This is a genomic window from Carboxylicivirga marina (genome assembly GCF_016612505.1).
GTDB classification, from domain to species: domain Bacteria; phylum Bacteroidota; class Bacteroidia; order Bacteroidales; family Marinilabiliaceae; genus Carboxylicivirga; species Carboxylicivirga marina.
Map to the genome: position 1 here is coordinate 44008 of NZ_JAENRR010000019.1, position 25109 is coordinate 69116.

Here is a 25109-nt window from a genome sequence, read left to right on the forward strand (position 1 = left end):
TCCGTTATGGAAATGGCGACTTGCGAACAAGCAGCGTTTGATTGTTGAACTTCATCCTACCGCCTTCGATGGCATACTTTCCCATTTTTTCTTTAAAAGGGAAACATTATTAACATGTTGTGAATTCTTGATGCTTTTCTGACTTGACTAAGTTGGGATAATTTTGGAGTGTTGATAACTATTTAAGTGATTTGCTAGCTTAAGTCATATTTTTTTCTACTTTAGTATCTGATAATCAAACCTTACATTGTCTGATCGCTTAAAATATCAAATTGGCATAAGCCTGATAAAAGGTATAGGACCTAAATTAGCGCGAAACCTTGTTGCTTATGTTGGCGATGAGCAGGCTGTTTTCTCTCAAAGTTTAAGAGCTCTTTCAAAAATTCCGGGTATTGGTAATGGATTGGCAGGTGGCATTAAGTCGTCTGATGTTCTTGACAGGGCAGAACAAGAGTTAGAATTTATAGAGAAGCACGGTATCCAAACTCTTTATTTTGCAGATGATAATTATCCTAAACGTTTGTCGTTTTGTGATGATGCACCAATCGTTTTATATACCAAAGGAGCTTCTAATCTGGATGCAAGCAAAGTTCTGGCAGTTGTTGGAACCCGCAAAGCATCTGATGATGCTCGTATTAATTGTGAGAAGTTAATTGAAGGTATTGCGAACCGTCATCCGGGCACTGTGGTCGTTAGTGGATTAGCCTATGGTATTGATGTGTGCGCGCATCAGGCAGCCTTAAAATTTGGTTTGCCAACCTATGGCGTGATGGCACATGGCTTAGATCGTATTTACCCTTCGTTGCATCGTAATGTGGCTAAAGATATGTTGTCAGAAGGTGGCTTGATAACAGAATTTACATCGGGTACTAAACCAGATAGGCCTAATTTTGTTAGACGTAATCGTATTGTGGCAGGATTGGCAGATGCCTTAGTGATGGTAGAGTCGGGGATTAAAGGGGGCGCGATTATAACCTCACGTATTGCAGAGTCATACAATCGTGATGTAATGGCATTTCCGGGAAAAGCCAATGATGAACTGTCGAAAGGGGGCAACTATTTGATAAAAAGAAATATAGCGGCATTGATTGAAGGTGTTGAAGATTTGGAATATTCACTGGGTTGGGAAAGTGAAGGAAAGGTAGATGCATTGCAGTCATCCTTGTTTCAGTCATTTAATACGAAAGAAGAAGAAGTGCTGTATAATACAATTGTTGAAAATAAAGAACTAACAGCTAATGAGCTGTGTGTGAAAAGTGGACTGCCTGTGAGTAAAGTCAGTGCCACCATGTTATCTTTGGAGTTTGCAGGATTGGTCAAGTGCTTGCCGGGTAATGCATTTAGGTTGGTGAGATAGTTGAAGTACGAAAGGTAGAGGGCAGCGTTGAGAGGTGAGAAATGTTACTGTGAGCAGTTTTGAGGGTGAGTAGTAGTGAAAACGACCCTTTTTTGTAAATCTTCAGTCAGAAAATCTTTTAGCAAATAGGGTTTTACCTATATATGAGCTGTAAAATAAAAATGTGGATAGAAGTAGGAACAAAAATGATATTTTTGCGTAAGTAAAACCGAGTGCACAAGGAGAGTAAATATATATAAAATAAGTTAGGGGATATGGGCGTAAATACCCAAGCGTTAGGAAAGTTAAGGCTTATAGGAAGGATTGCATCATTGATGTTAATCCTTAGTTTGTTGGTAGGAGTTGAAGCGATAGGCCAGGCCAATGTGAATGTTTGTCAGAATGGGGTTGTTCGATTAGCAGATTATCTAACACTAGATGCATATGTTGTGGATGATAATGGGGATCTTAATGGGGCTCCTAATGGTCACCTGGAAAAGGGTTATTGGAGTAATACCGCCGGATTAACTTTCTCAAACATTAATGATCCGAATGCTATTATCAGTGGTTTTGAAGGATATAGCTTTGGGGATACCTTTACTTTGACTTGGTATCATGGACCTGATCAAACTTACGATATAACTATAGAATTAACTAATATCGTATCTCCCGAATTTGAGTTGCGAAATGAAGCTAATACCACAAATGCTGTTTTGTTTTGCCCTAATGGAACGCCCAATTCATATACCTTCAATGTTGTAGAGGTTCCTGAACCAGGCACCGCTACCATTAACGCAGTGGATTATGTGCTTCTCCATAATGACGGTACGCAAAATGAAATTACAGGTGCGACAAATCCAGAAACTATTAATCTAAATGCAGGAAATATTGGGTATCAGAACGAAGATATATTCTTTGCTCTTGTTGAAAGTGGTTCATGTCTTGATATTACAACGAATAGAATTCAATTGGCTGAAGTAGATGCTGTTGCTGTTCAAATTCAGGGTGGAGGATCAGCATGTGATCCTGATGTCTTTGATGGAACTAATGTGCTGGAAGTATTACCATATGATCCGGGTAATTTTCAATTTGAATGGTTTTACGATAGTGATGCTGATCATAATAGTGGAAATGAATTTTCTATTGGCATTGATAATACCTATACCCTAACAGGAGCCGACTCGCCTGGTTACTATTACGTTGATGTTAGTGGAGATTGTGATAATAACGGTACCCCGGAATTAATTGTCAGGACAGCTGATGTTTATATCAGCAATGTGCCCTTACCACCAGTGAGTATTATTGATAATCCTTATGGTTCAGGTGTTTTTGGCATGTGTTTTACAGGAACGACTGCCATTAATCTGACTACAGAACTTGATGGTACAGTACCGGCGGGTATTACAGCACAATACAATTGGTTTCAGAATGGCCAGTTAATGTTTGAGAGTACAGGTTCTACATTTCCATTAAACAGTGATGAAAGCACTGCTGGCTATAATGCTTTTGGGCAATTTGTTGTTGAGATTTACAATGTGGATAACCCGGAGTGTGTTAGTGTCTCTGAACCGGTACAGGTCAATATTGTAAATGCACCGCTTGCTTATAATGTAACAGGTACTGATATATGTAAATTAGCAACTTCAACAACATCTATTAACATTGGTGTGGATAACAGTGAACCAGGTGTCAGGTACTTGTTATTACATAATGGAGTGGAAATAGAGTATGTTGATCGCAGTAGTACCGGATCTTTTATTTTCCCGACTGCAGTTAGTGCTTTTGGAACTTACACCGTAATTGCGCAATCAGGTACTTGCGCTGATGTGAGCATGACAGGTCAGGTTTCTATTTATCAGCAACCGTCTGTTTTCGATGTTAGCATACTCGAAGCTCAGCCGCATTGTGAAGGTACTAATTATACATTTGAGGTTTCAGGCTCAGAGACTAATGTGATTTATCGCCTTTTTAACGGAGCCACAGAAGTAGCTTCTCATATTGGAGATGGTAATCCCTTTAGTATTCCTAATATCTCAGCAAGTGGTACCTATTCATTGATTGGGTATTCAGCCATAGGTTCTTGTTCAACAACAATGAACCCTACTACAAGCATGACCATCAATGCTCTGCCAATACTATACAATGTCACGGGAGCAGATGTTTGCGAAGGTATAACTGTTGATATAAGTTTAAGCGCAACAGAAGCTGGTGTAAGCTACTCATTATATGTTGATAATGGAGTTGGAAATACACTTGTTACTTCTCAAGTAGGTAGTGCCAATTTTACTGGAGTAAGTGCTGTTGGTACTTATACTATTTTGGCTACTAATACCATAACAGGATGTGAGCGTTGGATGGATGGTGATGTAATTATTGATGCAGCACTTACCGATGTTTCGTTTCTTGCTGTTAGCCCTGGTTACGTATGTGGTACTGGTAATATCACAATACCGGTTGGAGAGAAAGATGTATTATATACTTTGCATATCGATATTGGTGGTGGAGCCATTCCGGACGCTAAATACCCTCCTATTCTGGGGAATGGCACAAATTCAGTGTCATTTAGCGGATTAAATGAAATTGCTAGTTATACCATTTTAGCAGAAAGAGGTACGTGTTCCCAGTTCTTGAGTGATGAACTGATTATTGAGCAGCAGCCTATTAATCAGAATGTGACCTATCCGGTGAGCGCCTATTGTCAGGGTTTTCCTGGTGTACCAATAAATATTGAAACTACTGAGTTAGGTATTAATTACTTCTTGGTTGATGATGCAGGAAATGAGGTAGACTTCGTTACAGGTGACGGTAACCCAAGAAGTTTTGCCAATGTAACAGAAGGATTATATTCAGTTGAAGCACGAACTTCGAGTTTAGGGTGTAATTTAATTATCGAAGATAACATTAACATCGTAGAGTTTGCCCTTGAAGCGGTTAATCCAAACATACCATCTGATTTATGTATTGATGATGGTCCGCAGCTTTTTACAGGGATGCCTAATCCTGGTCTTTCTCCTTCAACAACAGGTGAATACAAATTAATTGGCGCTGTAGGATTTGCTAGTCCACACAATATTAATATTTCCGCCGGTACCCTTTCTTTTGATCCAGCCGATGGTGCAGCAGGTACTTATATTATAGATTACTATTATACCGACAATAATGGTTGTTTGCAGGAATTAAAGGGAAATGCCTTAACCATACATGATTTAAATAACGGGGTACTAAACATCGTAAGTTCGATACCTGCTGAACCCTGTCAGGATGATAATACTGGTTATCCTTTAGTAGGTCAGTTAAATGGTTCGCCTGTGTCAGGTGTATTTTCATGTTCTACGCCTGCTGCTATTATATTAGATAGCGGTTCTTATAAGTTTAACCCATCTTTGGCTGGTAATGGGACACACACCATCTTCTTTGATTATACAGATCCAGTTACCAATTGTACAGGCTCGACCAGTATTATTGTTAATGTAGGTATACCAATTAGTATTGTTGGTTTAGCGAACGAATATTGTGCCAACGATAATACTGATTACCCATTACGCGGATACATTGATGGGGTGCTGCCTCCAGCCACTGTTGATAATTCGACTTTTGAAATTATAGATCCTGGTAATAATACATTGGCATCCGGTATTGTTAATAATACACAAAACTTCAATGCCAACCAATTAGTGACTTCAAATGGAGGAACCACAGGTGTGTATAAAGTGATATATCGCTACTATAGTGGATCTTGTTTAAATGAATTAATTCAGGAAATAACCATCACTAAGGCTCCTGATGCCTGGTTTACTTTTCCTAAAGATACAGACGGCGATGAAATTGATAAGTTCTGTATAAACCATGGGGGTGTTGAGTTAACAGCTGTTGATCCGGATATTGCGAATTATTCTTCACAGTTCTCGTTAAACGGTTCTATCATTGGAACTGGATTTAATACACTTACAAGCACACTTAACCTATTTCCTTCTGATAATACGATTACCCATCGCGTGGATAATAACGGTTGTATTGAAACAGTTACCAGAACTTTTTCCGTAAGTGAGCCGAACGAATCTATTATCGGCTTATGCAGTGCGTATTTTGAAAGTGATGCATCTTTTACGATTTCAGCCAGTGAGCTTGAACAGAGTGTGGGTGTAGCTTCATTTGAGATGTTTGCCAGTGATGGTAGTAATGTTAACTGGTTAAATGATAACGGTGATAATACAGCAACGATCGATCCAGATGGTCATGTTGGTACAAATTACCGCGTTGTGATGACTTTTGTGAGTACAGGTAATGGCTGTGAGCAGGTGGTTGAAGGGGCCTTTGATATTTATCCACAACTGGACTTCTTAGGTATTTTCGATGGCGATAAAATTTGTAATACTTCAGGAATCATTACATTAACAGGTGTTTCAATGCCAGCTGGTGCTACAGCTTCATTTACTGCCATTGCCGGTTTAAGCAATACGGTTAATGGTGTGGCTACGATTGATCCTTCAGCTATGAGTATTGGGATCAATACTTTGGAATATATCTTAACAGGGGCTGATGGTTGTACGCATACAATCAGTAAACAAATCGAAATTATAGAGACACCTTCTGTTTTATTTGATGTGATGGGGGGTGGAGTGTATTGCAGTCAGGCAACTGTAGCTGGTCAGACTATTGGTTTAAACGGATCGTCACCAGGTGTTTCTTATGAATTGTTGTTGAATGGTGGTAGCCTATCAATTCCTGCAACGTTTGTTGGAACAGGCAACTCATTTAATTTTACTGTTGATAATACACAAGGTGGTGCAGAGCGTTTGTTTACCGAAGAAGGAAATTATACAATAATAGCCAACATGGGAGGCTGTGCTGCTGTAATGAATGGCAGTGCAGATATTATCATTTACGAACTTGGTATAACTTTAGTTGATGTCACAGACGTGAGTTGCTTTGGAGGTTCTGACGGAACCATCACTGTAGATGGTTTTGGTGGTAGTGGAAACTATGAATATTCCATTGATGGTACAAACTGGCAAAGTTCTACTGTGATATCTGGCCTAGCTACAGGCGATAATCAAATTTCAATACGCGATCTTGATGTACCTGCTGCTAAGTGTTCGGAACATATTAATATATTAACCGTTACTATCGGGGAGCCTTTATCAGTACTCAATGCAAATATCGTGTCAACAACGAATGTTGGTTGCACGCCATGTACGGCAGGTGTTGACTGTGAAGGAAGTGCCACCATCTCTATTTCCGGGGGAACACCTGATGGAACATTGCCTGATGGCTATACGATTATTTGGTCGACAGGTGGAACAGCCTTAACAGAAACGGGTATGCCGGTTGGCAACCACAGCGTAACAGTGACAGATGCGAATGGCTGTTCTACAACGATTGGTGTAACAATCGATAGTAATGCTCCACTGACTCTTGCAGAAGCTGCCGACCCAGCATTACATAATGATAATGTTTGTCACGCTGGAGTTGAAGGTTCTTACACAGTAACTGCAACAGGAGGATCTGGTGTCTATGAATTTTCATTAACTGATCCGGCAACGACAGCTGAAGTTTGGCTACCAGCAAATGTTGGCACAGATGGCTATCGAGTAAATGGACTGTCAGCTGGAACTTATAACATTTGGGTACGCGATGCGGATCCCTTATATAATAGATGTATCACACAGCTTGCTGCTCCGGTAGTGATTACAGAACCAGCTGCCTTAACTTTAGTGGAAGAATCACAGGTAGGAATTACATGCAATGGTGCTAAGGATGGTAGTTTTATTGTGAGGGCTGCGAATGCTGCTTCCGGAACTTATGAATTTACAACAGATGATCCGGCTGTCGTAGCTGTACCAATTTGGAATCCTGCTAACAATGGAGTAGATGGTTATGAATTAGCACTACAAGGTGCAGGAAACTATACCGTTTATGTCCGCGATTTGGCTAATCCAACTTGTGGCTATGTTTCTGTTGATGTGATACTTATAGATGTTTCAGCCTTAAGTTATTCATTGGTTGAGCATTCGAATGTATCGTGTAATGCGGGTAATAATGGGCGATTGGAAGTTTTAGCTCAAGGAGGGAGTGGTAATTATGTTTATCAATGGTCCAATAACAGTGGAGTTGTAATTTCTAACGATGTTTTCATAGAAAATCTGGATGTTGCGAATGGTCCTTATGAATTAACTATCACTGATGTGCCAAATTCTTGTGGACCTGTTATTCAAACTTTTACTATTACGGAACCTGCTGTTTTGGATGTTAATACTGTTAGCATCACCGATGCAGATTGTGCCGGTCAGGCGACTGGTACTATTGAAGTAGATGTCGTGGGAGGAGCTGAACCTTATAACATTAGTTGGTCAAATGGAGTTGCGAATGTGGAAACCATCTCTGGATTAGCACCTGGTAACTATACAATTACTGTTGTTGATGATAATGAATGTAGCTATAATAATGTCGCGGCACCATATGTAATAGCTCAGCTTGATCCAATTACTTTAGAAATTCCAACTGTTGTTACCAACAATATATGTAACGGAGAAAGTAATGGAAGCATCTCTGTAAAAGTTGATGGCGGTTCTGGCGATTATCAATTCAGACTGGAAGGTCCTGTAATTATTGACTGGGCGAATTCAAGTTCAGCCACTATGGATGATTTTACTTTTACCGGCTTGATAGAAGGCAATTATAATTTGAAAGTTCGTGATGCCAATAATATCAACTGTGAATACCTGGTCGGTACTTATGCTCTTGTTGACCCTGCTCCAATTAGTTTAGTGTTAACGACTCTTTCAGATATCACTTGTTTTGGAGGAAATGATGGTTCAATAACGATCACTGCATCAGGTGGTTCTGGTACATATCAGTTTAATGTAGATAACGGCGGATATAATGCAGGTGATAATGCTGCAATATTTACAATAAATGGTTTAAGTGCAGGTAATCATACTATCTGGGTAAGAGACTCAAAAGCAATAGGTTGTGATTATCAGCTGCTCCCAATCATAACGCTCACACAACCTGAAGTTTTAGATTTGACAATTTCTTCATTTACGAATGCTTCTTGTAATGGTGAGTTGGATGGCGAAGTCGTTCTTTCAGCCACAGGAGGAAGTGGTAATTATGATTACTCTAAAGATGGTGGATTAACTTGGGATGCCGGTTTAGGGGCAATTCATACATATAGTAACTTAAGTGCTGGTGCATATGTTTTTCAGGTGAGAGACAGAGATGCTGTTGCTTGCGCTGTCGATACTGAAACGCATACACTTACGCAACCAACTGATTTCGCAACGACTTGTGTCACAACAGATGTTCAGTGTTTTGGAGAAGCGACGGGTCAATTAGCATTAACCACTGTTGGTGGTGTTGGTCCATTTGAGTATAGTATCGATGGAGGTACTAGTTGGCAAGCATCACCTATTACTGCATTGTCATCTGGTACATATGTTATTGATGTAAAAGATTTAGGAACTGGTTGTGAGAAAAGTAACCAGATAGCAGTTGCTGATGCTACTATTAATGAACTGGCAAATGCTGCCATAACTATTGGAGCTGAAAGCATTACACCTGTAACGTGCAACGGTGGTACCGATGGAATTATTAATCTTCAAGGAAATGTAAGCGGTGGAGACGTTGCTCCAGCCGGTGATTACTTATTTACCTGGTATAGAAAAGGGACACCTGATATTATTCATGATCAAGGTTATGGAATGGATCAGGTAACTAATTTATCACTAGGTACTTATTGCGTGATTGTTGAAGATGACAATGGCTGTACTGTGACTTCTTCAGATTATGTAGTTGCAGAACCATCTGCATGGAACGTAGCTTATACGCCGACTAACTTAACAAAATACAATGGCGGAGATGGCTCTATAAATGTACACACATGCAGTGGCAGCAATGGAGGCTATTCAATTACTTGGGAGCAACAAGACGGGACACCACTTCCTGCCTTTGATAATATTTGGAATGTAACAAACTTTGATGCTGGTACATATCGATTTACGATAACAGATAGTAAAGGGTGTACTTATACAAGTATTGACATAACTTTAAGTCAGCCATTTGAATTTACCGTAACTGATCCAACAACGACCAGTACTAATATTACTTGTTACGGCTTAAATGATGGTGTAATTATTATCGAGATAATTCAAGGTAATGGCGATTACACGATTGATATTGTTGGTACTCTTGAAAAAGGTGGTACTCCTTATACTAATAATTTCAATCAGAATACCAATACGTTTGTGATTACTGATCTGGAAGCTGGTTCCTATTATATTGAATTAACGGATAACATTTCTTCGGAAATCTTTATTTCAACGGTTGTTTTAGCACAACCAGATGAATTGACTATTGTACCTGTACCAACAGATATTATTTGTTATGGTGAAAATAATGGTGCACTATCAGTTGAACTTTCAGGTCACATTGACGGAGGAACTGTCTCGTGGACAGCTGATAACGGATACGCAGTAGGTCCTGAAAGTATTTTAACTGCAACATCAAACTATTCTAAAACTAATTTACAAGCAGGTACTTACACTGTTACTGTTACCAATGGTAATGGATGTCCGTCAGTGCAAGCTGTAGATATTATTATAAGTGAACCGAGTGATTGGAATGTAACAACCTTTGTTACACCAGTTACAACCTTTGGGCATAATGATGGTACGGTAGAAGTTGATTTTCCACCTACTGGTAATACGGCGCCTTACACTATCGTTTGGGATAATGATCCAACTCTAACTTCATGGTGGAGAAGTGGTTTATCAGCAGGCGATTATCAGTTTACTATAACGGATGCAACAGGTCTTTGTAAGTACACTGATATTTTAACCGTTACTGAACCGGATCAATTGCTGATCAACTTGGAAGGTGTTGATGCGACTTGCTATGATTTCAATAATGGTAGTATTGGAGTTGATATTATTTCAGGTAATGCTGATTATCAGATAGAACTGACTGGTAATGACTATGAAGGGAATTCAGTTAACCAGATAATTAATGGTCTGGTTAAGGGTAACTATATGTTTACCGATCTTAAATCCGGAAACTATGATGTTATCGTTACCGATGCTGCCGGACAGACTTTAAGTAAGTCAGTTACAATAAACCAATTTGCACAATTGGATGTTGCAGTAACTTCCTCGCAGAATATAATATGCCATGGTGGTAATGATGGTGAAATTGAGGTTGAAACCGTAGGCTACGCCATTGATGAAGCAAACTCAACCATTAACTGGACACGTACTGTACCATTTGGGTGGTCTGCTACTGGTTCGGTAGCAACCGAAAAACAGCAAACAGGTTTAGTGGCTGGAACATATACGATTAATGTACAGAATGAGTTTGGGTGTATGAGTAATCCATTGGTCATCACACTGACTCAACCTGATGCTATTAGTGCCAGTCATGCTCTTACACATGTTTCAACAAGTGGGGCAACTGACGGACGCATTCTGATAAATAATGTTGAAAATGCCATTGGTGCTTATTCAGTGAGCTGGTATAAGGATGGTGTTTTAACAGGAGTAACAGGTGCTGATAATACCAACATCGGAGCCGGCACCTATTATTATGTGATTGAAGATACTAATGGATGTACGTATACCAGTTTGGATATTATTATCACCGAACCGGGAGCGTTAGTAGTCAGCGTAACAGATACAGATATTAATTGTTATGGTGCTGAAAATGGAATGATTACAGTTAATATTACCTCTGGTAATGCTCCATATTCCGTAAGTCTTAACGGTGTGCCTGATGATGGTACTGCTTTTGTAGAACAAAACGAAACGCTGACAACCAGTGAGTTCACTGGCTTGAAGCCAGGTGTTTATCAGGTGACTGTGACAGATAATGCCTCTCAAACTTTTATAGAATCTTCTATAACAATCACACAAAACCCAGAAACTACGATTACACCGACACTGTCGGATATTACATGCCATGGTGGTGTCAATGGTAGAATTGAGATTGCTTTGGGTGGTCATGAAGATGGTTCGGAGACATGGCAGGTCATTAACCCTAATAGTGCTCCTGTACCTACAACAACGATTGCTGCCGGAGCAGATGCTACTATACCAGGTAACTATCAGGTAATTGTAACGAATCAGGATGGATGTACAATTACAGAAACCTATACGATTACTGAGCCTTCGGCCTGGGATGTTCACCATACTGTTACTCATGTGTCTCCAACCGGCAATAACAACGGTGAAATTAACATTGATGTCTTAACAGGTAATACACCTGATAGTTCTAAACCTGAGGATTATACGATTATATGGACAGGTCCTGTTGGTGCTACTTTAGTCAACGACCAACGCCTGCAAACAGGATTACCGGCCGGTACGTATACCTATCGTATTGAGGATGCCAATGGCTGCATTTATGATTCAGGAGATATAATTCTTTCTGAACCAGACGCATTAACTGCTAATATAACTGAATCAGATGTTGATATTCAGTGTTATGGTGATGCCTTAGGTGAAATTGCTGTTTATATTCTTAGCGGAAATGAGCCATATATGGTTCAGTTAACAGGCGATGAATACGATGGTAATTTATTTAGTGATAGTCAAACAATAGCGAACAATACTGGAAGTTACCTTTGGGATAACTTAAAAGCTGGCGATTACCAGATTCAGATTACTGACAATGCTGGTAATAGCTTTAGCCAGGCGGCTATTATTCTTAATCAACCTGTTCAGAATATTATTAATGAGAGCATTACGCACTTAACATGTTATTCAGGTGATCAAGGTGCAGGCGAAATATCGATTCAACTCAATCGATATTTTTTAGCAGGTGACGAGGTGATATGGTCAGGACCAAATGGCATAATTAACAGTGAAACACTTTCTTTAGGAAGTGATATTGCTAAGCTCAATGTTTATACCGGAGGTGATTATACTTATACATTTATTGATGCCAACGGATGTACTGTTTCAAATACAATAACTATAAATGAGCCTGATGCTTTTAATATTGACTGGGCCGTTTCTGATGTAACTGTTTATGGAAATAATGATGGAGTTATTGATGTGCATACAGTAGAAGGTAGTAATGGAATTCCATATTCGATCAGCTGGGCTGATGATGCCAGTATTAGTGATTTCTTAAGAAATGATCTGGTAGGCGGAACTTATTCATTCACCATTACGGATACACCAACGGGTTGTGATACAACGATTACTGATGTGATTGTCAATCAGCCAAATCCTTTAATTGTTGCAGTTACTACACGTGATGCTGTTTGTTTTGGAGAAGCCAATGGTGAAGTTCAGGTTGAGTTCAGCTCGCATAATGGTGGTTATTATTATCAAATAACCGGAAACCAGGATGATGGTGTAACTTATGACTCCGAACGTATTGACCCTGCTTCAGTGAATAGTACGGTAAATAGCCTTAAGGCCGGCACCTATACCATTGATGCTTATGATAGTAAAGGTACGCATTATCACCAGGCTGGTATACGTATTGAGCAGGAAGCAGAAATAAGCTTGTCCGGAAGTATAAAAGATATTTCGTGTTATGGTGAGGCTGATGGTCGTGTGATTGTGACGCTAGATGGTCGTGCACCTGTATCGACTGATCATATTGTTTGGAGTGGCTCCAAAGGAACATTTGTGAGTGGTGCATTGCACGATGGAACAACTTATACAAATAATGTACTCGATCCAATTGCAACAAGTGAAACTTTCACGGTTACAGTAACCAGTGAACAAGGTTGTGTGTATACCAATACCTATGTTGTTAATGAGCCTGATGAGTTGCATATTTCTATTGATGATATCAAGGATGTGACATGTTCGGGTGGCAATGACGGGCAAATTGTGACCAGCGTAAGTGGTCGATTAGCAGCTGCCTACCGTTACGACTGGTATCTGCATGACGGTACAGCATATCAGGATTATGAATTAGATGGTACTGCTACTATTAGTGGTTTATCTGGAGGTGATTACCGTTTGGTAGTAACCAGTCTTGTTGATAATTGTACTGTAGAAGAAGCTGGTATTATTGTTAACGATGGTAATACTATAACAATCACTGAAGATTTGACGCACATTAGCACTTGTGTTGGCGATAACAGTGGAATCATCTCTGTTAATGTTGCAGGTGGAATCGCTCCATATACTGTAACTCTTAACGGACAAGGTGCAAAAACTGGTGATGGCACGGAAGCTTTAAACTTTAGCGAGTTATTTGCAGGAACTTATGTGATTGAAGTATTTGATGCCAGAGGAGCTAGTTGTGCTGTTTCAACTAAAACGGTAACTATACTTGAGCCTTCTCAAGCATTAAGCGTGATAAATATTGCTCATGATATTAACTGTGATCCTGCTGATGTCACAAGCGGTAGCTTCTCATTCGGTATTACCGGAGGTATTCTTGCAGGCGGTAATTACAATTACCAGATAGCACTACCAGAGGCAAGCTTGTCATATCCAATTAGTGTAGCTAATGGAACTGTGAAAACAGAAATCTTTAATAATCTGGAGGCAGGCACTTATAATCTGTCCATCCTTGATTTGAATTCCACAGATCCTGCTAAATGTTCATTCGAGTATCAGTTTACGTTAGAACATATTGTTATTACCAACGATCCGCTTGTTAATACAACTTGTGATGGTATTAATAATGGTGCCATTACTGGTATTACTATTGATGGAACATCCGGGGATTATTCCTATGCCTGGACTAGTACTGATGGAGGTATAGGCATTGATAATAGTTCCTTGAATCAGTATGGTCTTTCTGTAGGTAATTACGTATTAACGATAACTGATAATGTCAGAGGCTGTTCAGTCATTAAAGAGTTTATAGTTGATGTTGAAAATGCCTTCTCATTCACACCTCAAATCAATGATGTGAGTTGTAATGGTGCCAGCGATGGAGCTATTACACTTGAGTTGAATGGTACAGCCATTAACCCAACATACCAATGGACTGGCCCTGGCATTTCTGTACCAAATGTGCAAAATCAGCTTGATCTTGTTGCAGGAAATTACACGGTTCGAATGACAACCGTTATTGATGGGGTTACGTGTCAGTTAGATGCTGATTATACCCTTTTTGAACCTGAAGCCATTAGCTTTGACACTCGCTATGACTACACCAACTGTGAACCTTTCGAAAGAACATTAGTGGTTGAAAATGTTAATGGAGGAACAGGAGCTTATACCTATAGTTGGGATGGTCCGGCCTTTACTCCAGCAGCGATTGCAGCTCCTGGATATCCAACGTCTGTGTTAATTGAACAGGGAGGTGTCTATACTATCACTGTACGTGATGAAAATAATTGTGAGTTAAGCAGGACTTTAACTGTTTCTGATGAGATAGTTATTAATCCGGTCGTTAATTCGGTAACTTGTAATGGTGGAGCGAATGGTTCTATAGTGTTAAATGTGAGTGGAGGAAGCGGACTTTATACATTTAGCTGGACTGGTCCTTCTGTATTTACATCCACGGACCGAAATATTGATAATCTATATGCCGGCACTTACACAGTTACAATCACCGATCAAATTGAAAGCGATGGAACTGGAAGTTGTAGCAAAACATTTGATATCGTGGTTGAAGAGCCTCAAGCAATTGTCATTGATCCAACCGTCATACATACGTCTTGTTTCGGATTAAGCGATGGTCAGATTGAAATTGAAGTATCCGGAGGCGAAGGACCTTATACTTATAGCTGGTCTCCAGTGATTGGTAGCAACCAGATTACTAATAAAGATCAATATGAACTGCCTGCTGATACTTATACCGTTACTGTAACTGATGCCAATTATTGTGTGGCAACAGCTAATATTGATGTGTTACAGGATGCAGAAATTATCTTGACGACAGATATCACAGAAACAATATGTGATGGTACTGGCGGAGCAATTGATTTAACGGTTGTTGGTGGTTCAGGAGCAGGATTCTCATACGATTGGAGCTCTACTGATGGTACGGGGCTGGTTCAGGGCGTTGAAGACCAGACGAACTTAACAGGAGGAACTTATACAGTTGTTGTTTCAGACTTAGGAGATGGACGTAGCTGTACAGCCAGCACTACTTTTACCATAACTGATGGTATTGAAATACTTAATGAAGACATCACGCCTGTTTCATGTTCTGGTAATGATGACGGAAGCATCTCTTACGATGTATTTGGAGGTGATGGAAATTATATATTTGACTGGAATGTCAAATCCGGTGATGCCACACGTATTGTTGTCGGAGCACAAAACCAGAGTGGTTTAAGTGAAGGTGAATACGAAGTAACCATTACAGATGGAAGAACTGATGCGGGTGGAACCGACTGTTCGATGACACATTCTTTCATAATCAATGCATCAACCGGCTTAAGTGTTAATGTAGCCGCCTTTGACTCTAAGATATGTTTCGGAGAGCCTGGCGGAAGATTAGAAGCTTCAGTGGCCGGTGGCTCAGGTGATTATTCATATTATTGGAATGGTGCTTTGGGAACTGCCATACATGATAACCTGGTACAGGGTATTTATGGTTTACGAGTTGTTGACAATGCGTTAGGCTGTGATTTCGTTCAGTCTTATGAAGTGAAAGGACCGGCAGCGCCTTTAACGATTGATAATATTGATATTATCGATGTGCTTTGTCATGGTGCTGCTACTGGTGAAATTAAAGTTATTGCTTCTGGTGGTGTATTGCCAACATCGGGTGACTATATCTATACATGGACAAGTGGTACAACTGTGGCCACAGGTTCTAATCCGACCGGACTAATGGCAGGTATCTATAACCTAACCATTGAAGATGCCAATGAGTGCACTCTTACCACAGGCGATATTGAAATTAAAGAGCCCGTATCATACATTAAAGTGGATAACCCACAAGTGACTGATGTGACAGTTCCAGGTGGTTCTAATGGTGAAATTCAAGTTGATGTTTATGACGGTATTGCGCCTCGTTCAATAGAGTGGTTTGATGAATCAGATGTTTCTATTGGCACAAATAATCCAATAACTGGAATAAGTGCAGGAACCTATCGTGTAGTAGCCACTGATGCCAACGGATGTACATCTGAATTATCAGGTATCAGAGTTGTAGAACCAGGCGAAGCACTCGGTTTTGAGAAGGTAGTTCATCAAATAAGTCCATGTAATGGTGAGAATAATGGTGAGATACACATTACACGTGTTTACGGTGGTTTTGCTATAGCAGGTTTGAATTATCGCATTCAGTTGTCAGGACCAGGTGTGAACCTGGATATTAACGATACGAAAGCTGATTTAGTTGATTTAGCTCCTGGTACCTATCAGGTGACAGTAACAGATAATGTTTTAAACACTTATCAGGAAAATATTGAGATTAAAGAGCCGGCAGAACTAACGCTGTCAACTGTTAAAGTTAATGATGTAGATTGCTTTGGTTCTTCATCTGGAGAAATTAGAGTAACTATTGGAGGTGGTACACCTAATGCATCCGGCTATTACCATGTAGAAATTACAAGCGCAACAGGTTATTTTGCAGAGGCAGAAGAACCGGCTGGCACGTTTAGCTTTATCAACTTACCAGCTGGGGAATATACGGTTACAGTATTTGATTATGCCGAGGAACTGGATACAAAAGTACCGGATCGTAATAACTGTTATAAATCTGACTTCACCTTAATTTCAGAACCAGCAGCTGTTGTAGAATTAAGCTCAGTAAGTGGCTCCGATGCAATTTGTTTAGGAGATGACTATCAGTTAGCCATTACTACTTCCAATTGGGATTTTGCTGATGGTAACTTGCGAGTTGTACTCTATGATGATTTTACAGCGACAGAATATACTGTTGATAAAACACCGTTTGAAATTACAGTAAGCCCTGAAACGAGCCGTACTTATGAATTGACAAAGGTTTATAAGCCTGGTAATGCGTCATGTGATTTGGGTATGGTGGTTGATGGTCATGTTCAGTTGGCTGTTAATGAGTTACCAACGGCTAATATCACCGGACCGGATCAGGTATGTGAAGATGGTTCGGTTCAGTTATCGGTTAATTTTACCGGAGCTGGTCCATTCACGTATATATGGCAGGATATCAATAATGGTACCTCTGGAACTGAAACTGGAATTAACACCTATAGTGCAACTTTCAGTGACACTCCAGCTGCTGACGCCAGTTATCAGGTTATTAGTGTAAGTGATAATTATGGCTGCGCAAACTCCGGTTTTGGTCAGGTTGATGTAATGATTAACAACAAACCAAGTGTAAGCTTAATCGGCAGCAGAGATATCTGTGAAGGCGAAGAAGCAACCTTGCTACTGGAGTTTAGCCAGGGTGCACAACCATATACTGTTATATTTGAAGCTAACGGCGAGGAAGTTACATTGAATGTAACACCAGATGCCTTATCTCAATATGCATGGAGAGTCACTCCTGTTGTTTCGACCACTTATGTTATTACCTCGGTTATTGATGCCAATGGTTGCGAAATGGATATTGTTGTTCAACCTTCAGCGACTATTACTGTCAATCACGCACCTGGGCAATTATCTGCCATTAAAGTGGATGAAAGTGACAATGAAGCTGGTGTATGTCAGGGAGCAATAGGAGTAAGTTATTCTGTTGAAGCTGTATCTTATGCTACGGGAGGTTATGACTGGACGGCTCCTGCAGGTGCAACAATACGGACAGGAGATGGCAGTACCTCGGTAACATTGGATTTTGATGCTGATTTTGACGGTGGATATCTTACTGTTTATGCATCGAATGATTGTGGTATTAGTCCGGTTCAGCAATATTGGATAACAGCTAAACCTATACCTGATGCAATAATAACTGCGCCAGTAGGACCAGAAAGTATTTGTGAATTAGAGAGCGGACTTGTATATACGATTGATCCGGTTGATAATGCCAGTTATTACGAATGGCATTTGCCTGCAGGATTCATTCCTGTAGGGAATACAGACGGAACTTCTATTGAAGTGATGATCGATCCGAATTATCCAAGTACAACAGGTGCTATCAGTGTAACACCATGGAACGATTGTGGTGTCGGCACGACTTCTCCGGAATTAACAGTAACTGTTTACCCATTACCACTTGCATATGCGGGTAATGATGAGCAAGTTTGTTCAGATATGTTTGTATTACAGGCGGCTCCTCTACAAGCTAATGAATCAGGTAGATGGACTGTTATTAAAGGCTCTGGTCAAATAAGTGATGCAACAAATCCAAATGCAACTGTATCGGTTTTATCTTATGGCGAGGATAATCAGAATACTTTTGTTTGGGCTGTTCAAAATACAGTTTCAGGGTGTGAAACAAGTGATACCGTAAATATCTATAACAATGAATTAGCAATTGCAGCTACAGCCATTCAACGCGTAGTCTGTAACGGTACTGCTGTAGTTAATGGTACTGCAGTACCGGAAGGCACAGCAGGTAGCTGGTTTTTTATTACCGGAAACGGTGCAATTGAATCGGCTAATGCAGCAACATCTAATATCTCTCTCCTGGATGCAGGTCTTAATGTGCTCAGATGGAGTGTAACTAAAAATGGTTGTATTAGTTCTGCAGATGTTGAACTTGTTAATGATGAACCATCAGATGCGATTATATTAAATGGTTCTGACATTAACATTTGTACAGATAATATCACCCTTAATGCTGTTGTTCCTGTTGAAGGAGAAGGTTTATGGTCCTTGGTGAGTGGCGCAGGTGTCATAGCATCTGTCAATTCTGCCACAACACTCGTATCCGGAATGCAAAATGGAGAAAATATATTCCGTTATACCGTTACTAAAAATTCATGCACTAAATACGCTGAAATAAGAATTTTCAATAGCATGTTAGATGTTGACGCTGGTTCTGATAAGACGACATGTAGTGACACCTATACATTGGATGCTACGCCAACGAATCCATCGGTTGGTATAACCGGACAATGGTCGATTATTGATGGGTTCGGAGAGTTCAATGATGGTACCAATGCTATTACCACAATTACTAATCTAGGCAGGGGCGAAAATACCTTGCGCTGGACCTTAACTCAAAATGGCTGTGCTAGTTTTAATGAAGTAATTATTACAAATAACTCTGCTACACAAGCTACCGTTGGTACACGACAGGAAGTATGTGCCTATGAAACTGTATTAACCGGTAATATGCCTTCAGCAGCATTTAATGAAACAGGTTTCTGGTCTGTTATTGAGGGGTCTGGAGTATTCGATGATCTATCCGCCCATGATACACGTGTTAGTGGATTAGCACATGGCTTAAATGTCTTCAGATGGACTATTCAGCATCATGATTGTTCTGCTTTTGCAGATATTGAAATTTACAACAAACATGTTGATGTTTATGCTGGTAAAGACACGATTATTTGTGGTAAAACAGCCATGTTAAATGCTAGTGTTCCAAATTCATATGATGATGGTATGTGGACGCTTATTGCTGGTGTAGGTGGTGCAACGATTAGGCCTGGTGATGAACAAAGTCCAACAGCTTTAGTTGGGGCTCTTGATTATGGTAGTAATGGTTTTGTTTGGACTATCACACATAATGGCTGTACCTCTTCAGATGAAGTTTATGTCATTAATGATAACCCGTACTATGTCGATTCACATGGTAATAAGAGGGAAGTATCAGCTGGTGATCCGATATTTGTTAATGGTACAACTGCTGTTATGGTGGCTGATGCGCCTGCTGTTGGTATTGGAGAATGGACATTAATGTCAGGTGGTGGAACCATTGCAGATGTTAATAATGCGGGAACCTTAATTACTGACTTGCGTGCGGGAGAGAGTGTATTCCGCTGGACAGTCACCAATGGTATATGTAGTTACTATTCGGATGTAACCATCACTAATGGTTCTATAGAAGAGGCCAATGCCGGACGGGATGCATCAACCTGTAATTCAGAGATACTGTTGTCTGCCAATGAACCAATCTTTGCTCTTGGAGAATGGAGTATTATTGAGGGAGCTGGTGTATTTGAAGATAAAACGAAGTTTAATACCCTTGTAACAGGACTCGACGAAGGAGAAAATCATTTCGTATGGACTTTATATAATGGAAGTACTGCCTCAAGTGATGTAGTTGTTATTACGAATAATGCTGTGGTAGATGCCAATGCGGGATTGAATAAATCCATTTGTAATACGGATGAGTTTGAATTAAGTGCCATTGCTCCTGAAGCTAATAGAGGAACTGTACAATGGTCGGTTGTGAGCGGTAGTGGTAGCTTTGATGATGATACATCCCCATTAACAGTTGTAAGGGGATTAAGTCAAGGTGCTAATACTTTGAAATATCGAATCTCATTGGAGGAATGTTACAGCGAAGCATATGTAACCATTACCAATAACACACCAACTGTTCCTGATGCAGGTGAAGATCTTTCAATTTGTATTGATTCAGTTCAACTACTGCCTAATACACCAGCTTTTGGAGTGGGTGAGTGGACTGTATCAAGTGGATATGCCGATCCTGATGCGCTTGAGAATGGATGGGCCAAAAAGCTAGCACCGGGTGAGAATCGTTTAGTATGGACCATCAATAATAATAACTGTACGCTATCGGACGAGCTTGTAATTACCAATAATCAACCTTATCAAGCCAATGCTGGTGAGGATATCACTGAGGGACTATGTGTTGATAATACCCTATTGGATGCAGTACCAGTTCTTTCGGGCCAAGGTGTTGGTCGATGGGAATTAGTAGCTGGTTCCGGTTCCATCTCCGATTCATCTAATCCAAAATCGGAAGTGAATGGGCTTGGTTTGGGTGTTAACCGATTCCGTTGGATAGTTGATAATAATGGTTGTATTTCAACCGATGAAGTCAATATTTCAAATAACCACATCGAGGCGATTGCCGGTAAAGATCAGGTATTGTGTGCTGATACAGCAACATTAAAGGCCAATATAGCATCGCCTGGAATGGGCAGCTGGACTGTCAAAGCTGGTGCTGGTTCTGCATCTTTCGATGATTCATCAAATCCATATACCAAAGTTCGTGGTTTACAGCAAGGCGATAATACATTACAGTGGACTATTAGTTATGGTGGATGCTCTCATACTAGTGAGGTAATCATAACTAACGATAACCCATCAGTGGCTTTTGCTGGTGATAACCAGTCGTTGTGTGAAACAAATTCAACAACATTATCAGCCAATAACCCATCAGTTGGTGATGGAGTTTGGTCTGTAATCAATGGTTCGGCTACATTTGAAACAAGTACAACAGATAATAACTCCACAATTAATAATCTTGCTTTTGGTGATAATGTATTGCGCTGGACAGTAACGAATAATAAATGTGTATCTGTATCTGATGTGATGATTAGCAACAACCGTATCGATGCTCATGCAGGTTACAATATGGATTTATGTTCGGATGAGGTACAATTAGAAGGCAGTGCAGCAGCCCCAGGAATCGGAACATGGAGTGTGGTAGGAGGTACCAGCCAGGCTATTTTTGAGGATGTCAATAATCCAAGTTCCAGAGTATCTAATTTAGGCCATGGTGAAAATATATTACGATGGTCGGTTAACTACCGTGGTTGCGAAACAGAGTCGGTAGTAAGCATGACTAATAATTCACCAAGTACAGCTTATGCAGGTAACTATCAGGAATTATGTGGTGATAATACAATACTGGATGCCACAGTTCCTGGTATCGGAGTTGGTAGATGGAGGTTGTTAAGTGGATCCGGAGAAATTGTAGATACCTTGAATGCCAAAACAGAGATAACAGGTCTTGCAAAGGGTGATAATGTTCTGGTGTGGAGTGTTGTTAATGGAGAATGTTGGTCAGAGGATGTAGTGCGAATTGTCAATAATGAACCATCGATACCTTATGCTGGAATTGATGAGGAGACATGTAGTGCCTCTATTACCCTTAAAGCTAAGGATGCTTTAGTTATAGAGGAGAGTTTATGGACTATTGAAGAAGGTTATGGTAATTTCGATAACCCAACTAGTCCAACTGCTACCATTTCTAATCTGAAGCCTGGAGTCAATGTTTTGAAGTGGACAATTACCCGTGGTCAGTGTCAATTGAGTCATTCAATCACTGTTACTAATAACGCAGCCGATATTGCCAATGCCGGTCCTGATATTACGGATTGTAAAGATTGGTCCCAACTTGATGCCAATATACCACAGGAGGGTACAGGTATAGGTGAATGGTCATTGGTGTCAGGTAAAGGTAACTTTGAGAATCATTCAAGTGCTAAAACATTGATTAGTGAACTTGGGCATGGTGATAATATCCTATTATGGACCATTACCAATGGCGAATGTATCTCCATGGATTCTGTGGTCATTACCAACAGAGTGCCAGCACAATCATTTGCAGGTGATGATAGGGTAACATGTGATGACTTTATAGTTCTTAATTCTAATGATCCTAAGACAAGTTCCGGATATGTTGAAGGTGATTACGGCAAATGGACCGTCATTAGTGGCCAGGGTGTATTTGAGGATGAACACCAATATAACACTATGGTAACTGATATCGGTTATGGTGAGAATATCTATAAGTGGACGATTTCTTATGGTGATTGCACCACTGAAGATGTTGTCACAGTCGTGAGTAATAAAGCCAATGCATATGCCGGTGAAGATGATGTGACCTATGAGCCTGCTTATACTTTACAAGCTCAAAACCCGGGAGCCTTGAATGGCGTATGGACGATTGTAGCAGGTGGAGGAACATTTGATGATACGACCTTCTTTAATACCACTGTGCTCAATTTGCCTGAGGGTAAGAGTACTTTCCGCTGGACAATTACAACGGATGGTTGTGAAGCCTATGACGAAGTAACCATCGACTATAAAGTAACACCAGAGGCTGGCTTTACTTTAAGTGAAGAAGAAGGCTGTTTTCCGTTTGAGGTGAAGTTTACCAACTATTCGGTAGGAGGTGAGCGTTATAAGTGGGACTTTGGTGACGGACATGTTTATGAAACAGACATGATTACTGGTCCTGAACATACATATGAAAACGCTGGTAACTATACTGCCATTTTAACGGTGTCAAAAACAGGTGTGCCTGATGCCATATACACAAAACGTATACTAGTGCACGATCATCCTGTGGCTGATTTTAATGTAAGCCCTGAAAAGGTATATTTACCACATGAAGAAATCAGGTGCTACGATATGTCTGTGGATGCAGTGCGTTGGTTCTGGGAGTTTGGCGATGGTCAAACATCAGATAAACAAAATCCATCATATGTCTATGGTAAAGAAGGTACTTATTCCATAACCTTGACGGTTCAGAATAAATTCGGATGTGAAGATTCATTTACTAAGGAGGATGCAGTAGAAGCTATTAATAGCGGCTATGTTGAATTTCCTAATGCCTTTAGACCGCGTCCGGGTGGAGCTGGCAGTTCTGGTACAATTGGAGAACGTAACGACGCCATCTTTAAATCGAAAAATAAGGATGTAGAAGAATTCAATATACAAATATTTAACCGTTGGGGACAATTGATTTTTGAATCGAATGATGTTAATGAAGGTTGGGATGGAACCTACAAAGGACAATTAGCGCCACAAGCAGTTTATGTTTATAAAGCCTTTGTTCGATTTACAAATGGAAGACAAATTAACAAAGCCGGAAGTGTTTTATTAGTTAGATAATGACGAAAATAGATATAACCCATAAACCGCTGGAAAAAGGGAACATGCTATTTGTTAGCATGGTGATAACATGTTGTATGTTGTCACTAAATGTCAATGCACAAGACGTGTCCTTTTCTCAGATGTATGCAAATCCATTGTACTTAAGCCCATCGTTTACAGGACTGACACAAGGCACCAGAATGAGCCTTGCGTATAGAGATCAGTGGCCTGGAATAGCTAATACTTATCGAACCTATTCCTTTGCTGTGGATCATTTCTTGGAAGAATATAGCAGTGGCCTTGGTTTAATGGTCATGCGCGATGATAGCGGCAGTGGCCTGCTGGTGAGGCAGGATATCAGTGCGTCCTATTCTTATGAAATTGAAGTAGCCCGTGATCTTTTTGTTCGGCCAGGAATAGAGTTTGCTTATAAAGAACGCAATCTAAATCTGGTAGATGCCGTTTTCCCATCCGGCCTGAATTTTGACGGAAGTTATGTGCCAAATGGTGCGAATGGTGCGAATGAGGAATATAATCACAAGCATTTTGATGCTGCAGCATCGGCAATGATTTATAACAATGATTTTTGGTTTGGATTTGCCTTTCATAATTTAGTGAAGAGCGATATTGCCACCACTGATATTGAAACGTTTAATCCATTTAAAACCTCGCTTTACGGAGGTTATAAATACCGCTATAGTGATAAAATGCGTCGCAATGATGAAAAAAGTATAACATTGGCATTTAATTATCGCTTACAGGAACAGTTTAGTCAACTTGATTTTGGTACGTATTGGTATATCAATCCAATGGAGCTGGGGGTGTGGTATCGCGGAATCCCTTTTGCTTCAAGTGGGGGACTTGAGAACCACGATGGACTCATCTTTATATTGGGCATTAATATAGGACCTGCCCGCTTTGCATACAGCTATGACTGGACAATGTCGGAATTGGCAGGTTATAGCAACGGAGCAAATGAGCTAAGTCTTATATGGCGTTTTAATCAAACTGTTAAGAAGTTAAAAAGCCGGGGAGCTATACCTTGTAGCGCCCCAGGTATTAACGGAGGCTCTGGGTCGAAATACCGTCGTCGGTCGCGCTCTTTCTTTTAATGCTTCATTATTTTAGGAATGACTAATACCAAAGCGTTATCATTGATAATTGAGTAGGCTATTACTTGA

General features: G+C 40.2%; 3 protein-coding genes. All 3 read left to right on the plus strand.

Annotated features, from left to right (window positions below; all coding sequences use genetic code 11):
- The first annotated feature begins 247 nt into the window (after nt 1-247).
- Complete coding sequence (gene dprA / locus JIV24_RS09940; protein WP_200464881.1) at nt 248-1357, plus strand: DNA-processing protein DprA; 1110 nt, start codon at nt 248-250, stop codon at nt 1355-1357.
- 254 nt (nt 1358-1611) lie between these two features.
- Complete coding sequence (locus tag JIV24_RS09945) at nt 1612-23946, plus strand: PKD domain-containing protein (RefSeq protein WP_200464882.1); 22335 nt, start codon at nt 1612-1614, stop codon at nt 23944-23946.
- Nucleotides 23946-25040, plus strand: a complete 1095-nt coding sequence (locus tag JIV24_RS09950; protein ID WP_234445776.1) for a PorP/SprF family type IX secretion system membrane protein — start codon at nt 23946-23948, stop codon at nt 25038-25040. Before JIV24_RS09945 ends, JIV24_RS09950 begins: the two co-directional genes overlap by 1 nt.
- The last annotated feature ends 69 nt before the right edge of the window (nt 25041-25109 follow it).